The following is a 10,732-nucleotide window of genomic DNA, read 5'->3' on the forward strand; positions in this document are numbered from 1 at the left end:
AGCATGAAAACACTACGCCTGCTGATTGCCGAAAACTGGCCCGAACGCCCCGAGACGGCGTGGGTCCTGCTTGGCGAAGACGGCAAACCCGAAGCGCAGGGTACGTCCGATCCGCGCCACTGGCCGGCTGCACAGCGCACCGAAGCGATCCTGCTCGGCGCGCAGATCTCGCTGCACACCGTGCGCGTGCCGCGCACCAACGTACGCGAACAGACGCGGGCGCTCGGTTTCGCCCTCGAAGAACTACTGGTGCGCGAGGCCGACAGCCAGCACGCCACGGCCCTGGCGCGTGGTGAAGAACAATGGGCGGTGGCCGTCGTGGCGCGCGAGCGCCTGCGCCGGCTGGTCGCCCAGTTCGCCGCCATCCTTCGCCCGCTCGACGGCGCCTACGTCGTCGCACAGACCGTGCCGCTGCACGAGGGCGCGTGGACCGTTGCCGTGCACGACCAGGAAGCCTGGGTCCGCACAGGCCCTTGCTCAGGTTTTGCCGACGACGTCGTCGCCGGCACGCCGCCGGTACTGACGCTGGCCGCACTCGATAGCGCACGCGCCGCCGGCACGCTCCCGCATAGCGTGCACGTGGTCGAGACCGCCCCCGTCGCCGACCGCAACGCATGGACGGAAGCCTTCGGCGTCATGCCGCTGGAATGGGACGACGAATGGCAATGGCACCTGCTGCCGATGGACGCCGCCAACCTGCTGCAAGGCGAGTTTTCGCCGCGCCACCGCCGTGGCACGACGTGGAAGATGATGAAGATGGCTGCGATCGTGGCGGGTGCCGCGCTTGCGCTGCATCTCGTGCTCGGTATCGGCGACGTCCTGATCAAGCGCTCGCGCGTGACGAACGCGCGCGCCGAAATGACACAACTGCTGCGTAGCCAGATGCCGGGTGTGCCAGCGCTCGACCCCGCCGCCCAATTGCATCGCGAGGTCAACGTCCAACGCGCCGCACGCGGCCAGCTTGCCGACGACGACCTGCTTGCCATGCTCGACGATCTTTCGAACGCCCTGGGTGCGGACGCCACTTCGGCGGTACAGACCTTGCGCTTCGAGAACGGCTCGCTCGAAGTCACGCTCGTCTCCGGCAAGGCCGACCCCGCCGGCCTCATGCAACGCCTTGCCACGCGAGGCATCAAGGCCGCGTCGCGAGACAGCAATCCGCTGCACCTGGTAATGAGAAGGGAAGCCTGATGGCCCAGATGAATCTGCTGGCGCACGCGCGCCAATACTGGGCCGAGCGCAACCTGCGCGAGCGCCGCATGCTGGTCGCGATGGTGGCGGTCATCAGCGTGGCGATCCTGTGGGCGCTGTTCGACTGGCAGGCCTCGGAGCGCAAGCGGCTGGACAAGCTGTTGCCGCGCGTGCAGGCCCAGGTCAAGTCGATGCAGGACGACGCCGCTGAACTGGCACGCCTGCGCGTGGCCGCCAAACCCGCGACGCAGGACATCGCGCTGGTGGTCGAATCGCTCAAGAGCAGCGCCGCCACGCAGAACCTGGCGATTACCGTGCGCGGCGACGGCGACCGTATCCTCGTCAGCGCCGCGAGCGTGCCTTTTGACACGTGGGTCACATGGCTGGCCGGCGTACAGGCCCAGAACGCGCTGCGCGTGTCCGCGCTCGAGGCCACGCCCGCCAACGAAGGGCAGCGCATCGAGGCGCGCCTCGTGCAGGCTCGCTGACGGGGCCCGGCATCGATGCTGCGTCGTCTGCTGATCTGGGTGGTGCTGTTCCTCGCCGGCGTAATCGTACTGGCGCCGGCCGCGTGCTGGGATTCCGTCATCCGGCGCGTCAGCCACGACAACTTTGCCTTGCTCGCGCCCGAAGGCAGCCTGTGGCATGGCACGGCGCAACTGGCCGTGCTCGACCCTTCGAGCGGTCGCCTGCGTCCGCTCATGCCGCTCGCATGGAACATCAACGGCCGCGCGCTGTTCCGCGGCGTGATGCTGTGGGACTTTTCGATTGCCGGCAGCCCGCCCTTCTCGCTCGGCGCGAGCTTCGAGGGCGCCGCCGTGCGTGCCTTGCGGCTCGACCTGCCGGCGCGCTTCGCGATGGAGCGCATTCCCAACGCCGTCGGCCGGCTCGGCTGGCACGGCGACATGCGCATCGTCTCACCCACCCTCCGTTGTACCTGGGGCGGCGTGTGCAACGGCAGTGTGTCGGCCGACTGGATGGGCGCAGCGGTCGATATCTTTCCGGGGCGCCACTTGGGCGACTACAAACTGGCAGCGACCGCGACCGACGGCACGATCGACTTCGTGATGACCACCGGCAGTGGCGAGGTGCCCATCAGTGCGCAGGGCAAGTTGGCCCCCGGCGGCAAGGTGTCCGTATCGGGCAAGCTCTCGGGCGACCCGGCGTTTACCGATCGTCTGCCCAACATCGCGCGCGGCTGGGTCCAGCGCACCGAAACCCGCGGCGCGTTCACCTTCAACTACGCCAACTAGCAGGCGCCCAGCGGACAGGCGCATTCGGCACCGATCTGGGGCGCTCAACGCCGGCCGGTGCCCCTTCGCCCCATCCGCTGCCCGCCGTGGCCAACAACAACGAGACTGGCGTGCGACTTGCTCTGCCAGCATGAGACCCCAACCCTTGCACCTCGATGCTGCGCATCCTTCTCGTCACCGACACTGATAAGCCGATCGGCGAACTGCGCGACAGCCTGTCGCTGCATGGCTACGAAGTGCTGACCGACGCGGACAGTTCGGTGGCGCTGCTCGCGGCCGTCGAGCGCCAACGCCCGGACGTGGTCATCATCGACACCGAATCGCCCTCTCGCGACACGCTCGAACAACTGGCCGTGATGAACGGTGCAGCCCCGCGGCCGGTGGTCATGTTCAGCCACGACGCCGACCAGCAATTGATCCGCGCCGCCGTCGGCGCCGGCGTGACGACCTACATGGTCGATGGGCTCGAACCGCACAAGCTCTCGCCCATCGTGGACGTTGCGTTGGCCCGTTTCGCCGAAGAAAGCCGCCTCCGCCAACGCCTTGCCGATGTCGAACAGAAACTCGCCGACCGCAAGCTGATCGATCGCGCCAAGGGCATCCTCATGGACAAGCGCGGACTGAGCGAAGCGGACGCTTTCGAGACACTGCGCAGTCAGGCCATGCGCCAGGGCGTCAAGCTGGCCGACGTGGCCCGCCAACTCATTGCGATGGCCGATCTGCTCGGCTGATGGAGAACACATTCATGTCCACGTCCTCGCCCCTGAACGTTCTGCCGCCGACGGAGGGCGAATCACCCGAGAAGACCCACGTGCGCATTGGTTTCGTGCCGCTGACCGATTGCGCGCCGCTGGTTGCAGCGCGCGCCCTGGGGCTCGGCGAGCGCTTTGGGCTGGAAATCGAATTGGTGCGGCAACCCTCGTGGGCGGCCATCCGCGACAAGCTGCTGTCCGGCGAGCTGGACGCCGCACACGCACTTTACGGACTGGTCTACGGCGTGCAGCTCGGTATTGGCGGCCCTCAGGCCGACATGGCGGTGCTCATGACGCTCAACCAGAATGGGCAGGCGATCACCTTGTCGCGTCCGTTCGCCGAAGCTGTCGCTCATGGCACGACGCTGCGTGACGCGCTCGCGGCATTAGGCAGACGCCCGGTCTTTGCGCAGACCTTCCCGACGGGCACGCATGCGATGTGGCTGTATTACTGGCTCGCTTCGCAAGGCATACATCCGATGCACGACGTGAATTGCGTCGTCATTCCGCCGCCGCAGATGAGCGCGGCACTCGCGCAAGGCTTGCTCGATGGTTTCTGCGCCGGCGAACCGTGGAATGCGGTGGCCGAAGCCGAAGAGGTTGGCCGCACGGTGGCGGCCAGCAGCGAAATCTGGCCCGACCATCCAGAAAAGGTGCTGGCGTGTCGGCGCGATTTCGCTGCACTGTACCCCGCTACCGCACGCCGCCTGACGATGGCGATGCTCGAAGCCTGTCGCTGGCTCGATGTTGCCGAGAACCGCGAACGTGCCGCGGCGTGGCTGGCAACGCCGGAGGTCATCGGCCGGCCGGCCCGCCTGATCGCCCCGCGCATGCTTCATGCGTACGGCAATGACGGCGACCGTGGCGCGCGCCCCTTGCGCTTCTTTGACGGCGGAAAGGTGAACTTTCCCTACCTGTCGGATGGCGCCTGGTTCGTCAGCCAATACCTGCGCTGGGGGCTGATCGACTCGTCGCAGGCTACCGACGACATTGCCGCCAGCGTCAATCAGACCGCGCTCTACCAACAGGCGGCCCGGGCGCTCGGCATCGACGTACCCGTCTCTGCCAATCGCGACAGTGTGCTGATCGATGGACACCGCTGGCGGGGCTCGCGCCTTCAGGCGTTCGCTGAAGAGGCGGCGGTCAAAGCGTAGCCCTGCTCACATTGATCGAAAAAAGGCTCGTCGCGTAATACGGCGAATGCTCTTCGCCGACGCGCGAAGCAGTCTCATGACGCGAGAATTTCGCCGTTCTCGATCTGCACCTTGGCGCGGCTTGCCGTACGCGTGATCATGTCGATCGAGATCTTCTCCGCAGCCTCGACGTTCTTGTACCGGATGAAGTCGAAGAGGTCGCTGTGTTCCTTGATGGTCAGCGCAAGATGCGCCTTGTCCATCAGGAAGGTGTGATCGAAGATTGCGCGCTGCAATGCGCTCACCGCATCGCTCATCTGCTGGATGACCAGGTTGTGCGTGGCGATGGTGATGGCGCGATGGAACGCAATGTCGGCTTCCATGAAGGCCGGACGATCATCGGCGTGGCGCTTCATGTCGTTGAGCGCGGATTCAATGGCGACGAGGTCGACCGCGGTTGCGCGCTCGGCGGCCCAGCGCGAGATGACTGGTTCGAGCATGCTGCGCACTTCGATGAGCGAATGGATGAGGACCGGGTCATTACCTTTTTCCAGCGCCCATTCAAGCACGTCGGCATCCAGGTAATTCCATTGCTCGCGCGGCATGACCGAGAGCCCGCGGAATCGCTGGGCATCGATCAGGCGCTTGGTGGCCAGCACCTTGATCACTTCGCGCAGCACATTGCGCGAGGTTTCAAACTGCGTGCACAGATCCGACTCGGACGGCAGCGTCGTGCCGGGAGGATAGTCGCCGTGCACGATCGCGCGTCCAAAAGCTTCGATGATGCGGTCAGTCTTGGTGATTCTCTTGGTCACCACACATGCCCTCTTTGGAATTTAAGAAGCTTCCGCACTCGTGGTGATGTGCCGAGTGAAGCCCCGGCAAAGTGTACCTGCCGGGGCTGCATCCGCAAAATTACTTCTTGGCTGCTGCGAGCGCGGCCTGCAGATCCTTCACGACCTGCGCGTGTCCGTCGGCGGAGAACTTGTCCACGGCGGCGGTCGTCGTCTTGCGCATGCGTTCGAGTTCGGCCGGGCTGACGGTCGTCACCTGCATGCCCTTCTGCTTGAGGTCCTGTATCGCCTTGGCCGAGGCCTCGCGGCTGTCCTTGCGTTCAAAGTCACGCGAGGCGATGGCGGCACCCTGCACGGCCTTCTTTTCGTCGGCCGACAGACCATCCCACCACTTCTTCGAGGCCAGCACGATCCACGGGCTGTATACGTGATGGGTAAGCGACAGGTATTTCTGGACCTCGTAGAACTTGCTCGATTCGATCGTGGTCACGGGGTTTTCCTGCCCGTCGACGGTCTTGGTCTCGAGCGCGGCGAACAGTTCCGAGAAGGCCAGCGGTACCGCGTTGGCGCCGAAGCCCTTGAACATGTCGATGTAGACCGGGTTCTGCATGACGCGCAGCTTGATGCCCTGCATGTCTTCCATCTTGGTGATCGGATGCTTCGAATTGGTCAGGTCGCGGAAACCATTCTCCCAGTACACCAGGCCGACGAGACCCTTCTCTTGCAGCCGGTCCATCAGCTTCTGGCCGAACGGGCCGTCCAGCACAGCATCGGCTTCTTTCTCATTCGAGAAGATGAACGGCAGGTCATAGACGCCGAAGTCGCCGACGATGCCGACCAGCGTGGCAGTGGAGCCCACCATCATTTCCTGCGCGCCGCCGATCAATGCATTCTGCATTTGCGGATCGCTGCCCAGCGCGGCGGCGCCGAAGCCCTTGACCTTCCACTTGCCGCCGGTGCGCTTGCCGACTTCGTCCGCGAAGTAACGCACCGCGCGGCCCTGGTTGCTGTCTTCATTCAGACCATAACCGAAGCGAACGATGCGGGTGGAATAGTCGGCCGCGTGGACGACACTTGCGGCGCCTGCGACGGCCATTGCCACGACCGCTGCCTTGATAAAGAACTTCTTCATGCTTTTCTCCTCCAGATTTGGACATGCCAGGACCGGGCCACCGGGTTTTCGCCCGGCGGCCCGGAGTGGTTCAGTGGAACAGGTGCATCGGGTACGTGACGATCTGCGGGAAGATCACGAACAGGAACACAAACACGGTTTCGATCGCCAGGAACGGCCAGATCCCCTTGGTGGCGCTTTCCAGCGAGATCTTGGCGACGCCGCACACGACATTGAGCACGGTGCAGACCGGCGGATGGATCAGGCCGAGCGTGCCGACGAGGATGAACATCACGCCGAAGTACGTCGGGTCGACGCCGGCCATCTTCATGATCGGCATGAGCACGGGGCCCATCACCAGGATCGTGGGCGTCAGGTCCATCACGGTACCGACAGCGAGCAACAACACCATCACGACAGCCATCAGCAGGCGCGGCTCATGCATGACAGGGCCGAGCATGTCGGTGACCATCGCAGGCAGGTCGCCCAGCGTAACCATGTAAGAGGACACCAGTGCCGCTGCACACAGGAACATGACCGTGCTGGTCGTGCGCGCCGCGGCAACCAGCAGCCCCTTGAGCTGGCTGAACTTGACTTCGCGATAGACGAACAGACTGACGAGCAACGCGTAGACGGCAGCCACGGCGGCCGCTTCGGTCGGTGTGAAGAAGCCACCGCGCATGCCACCGACGATGATGACGGGCAGTATCAACGCCCACAGCGCATCCACGGCGGCCTTGCGGCGCTCGGCCCAACTGCACTTGGGCTGCAGCTTCACTTCCATCTTGCTGGCGAGCATGCGCCACACCAGCACGAGGCCCAACGCGCGCAACAGTGCTGGAACGATGCCCGCCACGAACAGGCTGCTGATCGAGGTGTTGGTGGTGACGCCAAAGATGATGAAGGGCATCGACGGCGGAACGATCGGAGCGATGACGCCGCCCGCGGCGATCAGGCCCGCCGAACGTGGAACGGGATAGCCGTTGTCGCGCATCATCGGAATCAGCAGCGTCGCCACCGCCGCCGTGTCTGCCAGCGCGGAGCCGGAGAAGCAGCCCAGCAGCAAGGTCGCAGCGATCGCCACGTAGCCCAGCCCCCCCTGGATGTGCCCGACCATACTGCTGGCGAGCGTGATGATGCGACGCGAAATCCCGCCTGCGTTCATCAATTCACCGGCCAGGATAAAACAGGGAACCGCCATGAGCGGATAGACGTCCGCCCCGGAGAGCATGTTCTGCGCGACGAGCTGCGCATCGAAGAAGTTGAGGTGATACATCAGCGCGATGCCAGTGAGCATCAGCGCGAAAGCGATTGGCATCCCCAGAACCATCAGGAAGACGAGAGAGCCAAGGAAGATTGCGAGGATCATTGCGCGCCCACCTCTTTCGTCAGCGGCTCGGCCGGTTCGTGGTGCGGCATCGGGTCACCCGGCATGCGTCCATCGGGATGGTTGGTGACGATGCGCCACAGGTTGACCAGAACGATGAAGATCATCGAGACAGAGCACAGCAGTCCGGACGACGCCATCAGCGCCATCGGGAATCCCAGCACGGTGGAATAAGTGTGCAGGCCGATGATGGTCTGATGCCAGCTACCGACCAGGAACAGCCACAGTGCATAAAGGATCAACACGTGGCTGATCACCGCACAGACGCGCCGTACCGAACGCGGCAGCATGGCCTGGACCAGCTCGATGCCGAGCAAGGCATGACGGCGCAAGGCCAGAATGGCACCGAGGAAGGTAATCCACACGAACATCAGCCGCGCCACCTCTTCCGCGGCCGGAATGCCAATGCCGACGTAGCGCAGGACCGAATTGCTGAAGACCGCGATCAGCAACACCGTCAGCGCAAGCGCCATCAATAGTTCAATCACGCCATCCAGGCGCGGTATTAGTCGTTTCACATTCGCCCCCTTTACAACATTTCCACGTCGGCGACGCGGCCCCCTTTTTTCTCGCCATCAAATCCCGATAGCGACATTTGTCAGTTCGACAAGTGCGGCGGATCGTATATCGAAAATTACGACTAATCCCATAGGTAGTTTCATCGATACTACAATCTGATAATTTCAATGGTACGATTTGGCCATCTCGCAGTGCGCAGAAGAGCGTCAGGCCTTCGGCGCCTGCCTTGCGGCTTCGGCAACGATCGAAGCGACTTCGAAAAACGAACCCAGTCCTGAGCCCATGAACGACATCAAGAATCCCGAGTTCGCAGAACTCTTCATCCAGGAGCGCTACAACCCCTACCGAAGCTGCATCCAGGGCCTGTCCAACGAGCCGATCACGGTGCGCGCCCTGCTCCAGCGCGCAGAAGCGCTCCTGTTGCAGGAGCCCGGCCAGGAAGGGTTGGGGGATTACTCGCTGGATGAGATCGTCGAGCGCCTGGCCAGCAATCGACCCCGGGTGTGCATCATCCAGGGCTCGCCGGACCACCCGGCGCACCTCTTCGATTACGAGCACGCGCTGCGCGCAGCAGCCCGTATCTGGCAGAACGGCGGCGTGCCATTCACGTTCGGCATCCCCGTCATCTGCGACGGCACGGCCCAGAGCAATATCGGACAGAGCTATTCGCTGGCGTCGCGCAACCACACTGCCATGGCCGTGAACATCAATTTCGAAGGCCACAGCTATCACGCCGCCTACGTACTGTCAGGCTGTGACAAGACGCCGACCGGCATCCTTGCAGGACTGGCCGCGGCGGACCGCGCGCGCCGCGAACCCGAACGCGGCACTGCGCCGGTCTGGGCCGTATTCGTGCCGGCGCACGTGCTCAAAGGCGGCACGATTCCGCCTCGCACGCGCAAAGCCTTGCGTGACATCCAGGAACTGGCCGTCGCCGCTGGCGACCGGCAACTCTCCGACGACATCGAGGAGAACTGCCACTACATTCTGCAATGCTCGTCAGGCGAGGCATTCCTGGGCCTGCTGACGCGTGCGGTCGAGCAGAGGCTGATCGGCCAGGACGTGGCAGATCACCTGCTCGACGAAATCGCCGCAGCCACGTGCGACGACAAGGGCGGCATCTGCGCATTCAACGGAACGGGCAATTCGTCGCGCACGCTCGTGGCAGCGCTCGGATTCACGCCGGCGCAGTCGGAACTGCTCACTGACGTACCCGCCACATCGGTTGTCGATGACAACGTCGACAAGCTCTTCCGCATGTTCAACAAACCCGAATACGCGGTCTGCGACATTCTGGAAAAGAACTATGCCAACGCCATCCGCATTCACGGCGCAACGGGTAGCTCATCCAACCTGATGCTCCATATGCCGTGCGTGATGCGGCACGCCGGTTTTGACGTCACCCTGTTCGATTACGAACAGGTGCGTGCAGCGCATCCGGTACCAGATGTGTTCGCGCACAGCCTGACCGAAGGACGCGACACCTTCGTGCTGGCCCAGCAAGCGCAGCAAGGCTTGCATCACGGCATGACAAGCCTGTTCAAGGTGCTCGTCGACCTCGGTGTGCCCATGGACCTGGACGCGCCCACGGTAGATGGGCAGACATGGGGCGAACGCGTCGGCGCCATCACCGTGGCCGTGTCGCCAGCTCTGCCGCAGGAGAAATCGGTCATCCGCATCAAACCGGTGCGCGACATCTCGGGCACGGACGTCATGCGCGGGAACTTCTTCTCGTCATGCACCCTGAAGGTCGCCGGCATGTCCACCGAGTCGTACAACCGCTTCGATCGCCGCGTATTCGTGGTGCGGTATTACGAGAACGAGGTGGAGTGCAACAACGAGCTGCGTTCAAAGGATCTGGTCGGTCTGCTGAGCCGCATGCCGGAACTCACGCCCGACCTGCTCGCAGCGCTTCGCAGCGCCAACGGCTCGCAAGGCGACGAAGACATCGTCTCGCTGATCAACAATGGGACAGTGGCGTTCGCGTTCGTCATCGCCGGGCAAGGCCCGAAAGCGTTCGGCATGCCGGAGATGTTCGCCCCCAGCCAGAACCTTCGCCATCACGGCGTGCTGGAAAAAACCTCGATCATGATCACCGACGGTCGCTACTCGGGCGTCACCAAGGGGGCCTGCGTTGGCCACATGACGCCCGAAGCGTACGAAGGCGGCGGCATCGGTGCGCTGGCAAACGGCGATCTGCTGTGGGTGCGGCTCAGCGACAAACGCATCGACATGCTGGACAAAACCGCCTTCCTGCAAGGGCAACTTGTCGCCCGCGACACCGACGCACTGACTGAGCGCGCCGATCTCGTCGCCCGCCGCAAGGCCGACATGGAGCACCGTCAATTGCAGGTGGCCGCGTGCAGCATCATGGACAACGTGACAGACGCCGAATATGGCGTCGTCCCCGCCGCCGTCAGCCGCCGCGCCACGCTACCGTGGCCTCGGGCCGCCAACGAACGCTGACAGCGCCTCGTCGACAACAAAAAGCCCGCATTGCTGCGGGCTTTTTTTCGGTTCAACGAGGAATACCGGGGAACGCCGCCTTGATTTTTAGGAAGAAGTATTCCTCGTCGCGGTAGCCGTAGGCTC

At 63.8% G+C, this 10,732-nt stretch carries 10 protein-coding genes; 6 read left to right on the forward strand and 4 right to left on the reverse strand.

What is annotated here, in order from left to right; genetic code table 11:
• The first annotated feature begins 3 nt into the window (after positions 1-3).
• From gspL to ACDA63_RS01420, 5 genes are all read left to right on the forward strand, one after another.
• A complete protein-coding gene (gene gspL / locus ACDA63_RS01400; protein WP_373661366.1) occupies positions 4-1,191 on the forward strand; it encodes a type II secretion system protein GspL in 1,188 nt (395 codons plus the stop codon).
• Positions 1,191-1,679 carry a type II secretion system protein GspM gene (gene gspM, locus ACDA63_RS01405; protein ID WP_373661367.1) on the forward strand — a complete coding sequence of 163 codons (489 nt, stop codon included), beginning with the start codon at positions 1,191-1,193 and terminating at the stop codon, positions 1,677-1,679. The genes gspL and gspM overlap by 1 nt, the downstream gene beginning before the upstream one ends.
• Before the next feature lie 15 nt (positions 1,680-1,694).
• Positions 1,695-2,444 (forward strand): type II secretion system protein N, encoded by a 750-nt coding sequence (gspN, locus tag ACDA63_RS01410; protein WP_373661368.1) that lies wholly within the window; start codon positions 1,695-1,697, stop codon positions 2,442-2,444.
• Between the two features lie 155 nt (positions 2,445-2,599).
• A complete protein-coding gene (locus ACDA63_RS01415) occupies positions 2,600-3,175 on the forward strand; it encodes an ANTAR domain-containing response regulator (protein ID WP_373661369.1) in 576 nt (191 codons plus the stop codon).
• Positions 3,176-3,189: 14 nt separating this feature from the next.
• Positions 3,190-4,350, forward strand: a complete 1,161-nt coding sequence (locus ACDA63_RS01420) for a CmpA/NrtA family ABC transporter substrate-binding protein (RefSeq protein WP_373661370.1) — start codon at positions 3,190-3,192, stop codon at positions 4,348-4,350.
• Positions 4,351-4,424: 74 nt separating this feature from the next.
• Here ACDA63_RS01420 and ACDA63_RS01425 read toward each other — a convergent pair whose 3' ends face one another.
• From ACDA63_RS01425 to ACDA63_RS01440, 4 genes are all read right to left on the reverse strand, one after another.
• Entirely contained in the window at positions 4,425-5,147 is a 723-nt protein-coding gene (locus ACDA63_RS01425; protein WP_373661371.1) for a FadR/GntR family transcriptional regulator, read from the reverse strand.
• 97 nt (positions 5,148-5,244) lie between these two features.
• Positions 5,245-6,255, reverse strand: coding sequence for a TRAP transporter substrate-binding protein (locus tag ACDA63_RS01430; RefSeq protein WP_373661372.1), 1,011 nt, complete (start codon positions 6,253-6,255; stop codon positions 5,245-5,247).
• 70 nt (positions 6,256-6,325) lie between these two features.
• Positions 6,326-7,603, reverse strand: a complete 1,278-nt coding sequence (locus ACDA63_RS01435) for a TRAP transporter large permease (protein WP_373661373.1) — start codon at positions 7,601-7,603, stop codon at positions 6,326-6,328.
• Positions 7,600-8,139 (reverse strand): TRAP transporter small permease, encoded by a 540-nt coding sequence (locus ACDA63_RS01440; protein WP_373661374.1) that lies wholly within the window; start codon positions 8,137-8,139, stop codon positions 7,600-7,602. The genes ACDA63_RS01435 and ACDA63_RS01440 overlap by 4 nt, the downstream gene beginning before the upstream one ends.
• A 283-nt stretch (positions 8,140-8,422) precedes the next feature.
• Between ACDA63_RS01440 and ACDA63_RS01445 the strand changes: the two genes are divergently transcribed.
• Positions 8,423-10,606: a dihydroxy-acid dehydratase gene (locus ACDA63_RS01445; RefSeq protein ID WP_373661375.1), complete on the forward strand. Its 2,184-nt coding sequence runs from the start codon at positions 8,423-8,425 to the stop codon at positions 10,604-10,606.
• Positions 10,607-10,732 lie beyond the last annotated feature (126 nt).

The sequence above is a fragment of the Uliginosibacterium sp. sgz301328 genome, assembly GCF_041807905.1.
GTDB lineage: Bacteria > Pseudomonadota > Gammaproteobacteria > Burkholderiales > Rhodocyclaceae > JBGVSA01.

Excerpts from the sequence above, each read along its gene's own strand:
- gspL (WP_373661366.1), top strand. The coding sequence starts at position 4 with ATGAAAACACTACGCCTGCTGATTGCCGAAAACTGGCCCGAACGCCCC.
- gspM (WP_373661367.1), top strand. The coding sequence starts at position 1,191 with ATGGCCCAGATGAATCTGCTGGCGCACGCGCGCCAATACTGGGCCGAG.
- gspN (WP_373661368.1), top strand. The coding sequence starts at position 1,695 with ATGCTGCGTCGTCTGCTGATCTGGGTGGTGCTGTTCCTCGCCGGCGTA.
- ACDA63_RS01415 (WP_373661369.1), top strand. The coding sequence starts at position 2,600 with ATGCTGCGCATCCTTCTCGTCACCGACACTGATAAGCCGATCGGCGAA.
- ACDA63_RS01420 (WP_373661370.1), top strand. The coding sequence starts at position 3,190 with ATGTCCACGTCCTCGCCCCTGAACGTTCTGCCGCCGACGGAGGGCGAA.
- ACDA63_RS01430 (WP_373661372.1), bottom strand. The coding sequence starts at position 6,255 with ATGAAGAAGTTCTTTATCAAGGCAGCGGTCGTGGCAATGGCCGTCGCA.
- ACDA63_RS01435 (WP_373661373.1), bottom strand. The coding sequence starts at position 7,603 with ATGATCCTCGCAATCTTCCTTGGCTCTCTCGTCTTCCTGATGGTTCTG.
- ACDA63_RS01445 (WP_373661375.1), top strand. The coding sequence starts at position 8,423 with ATGAACGACATCAAGAATCCCGAGTTCGCAGAACTCTTCATCCAGGAG.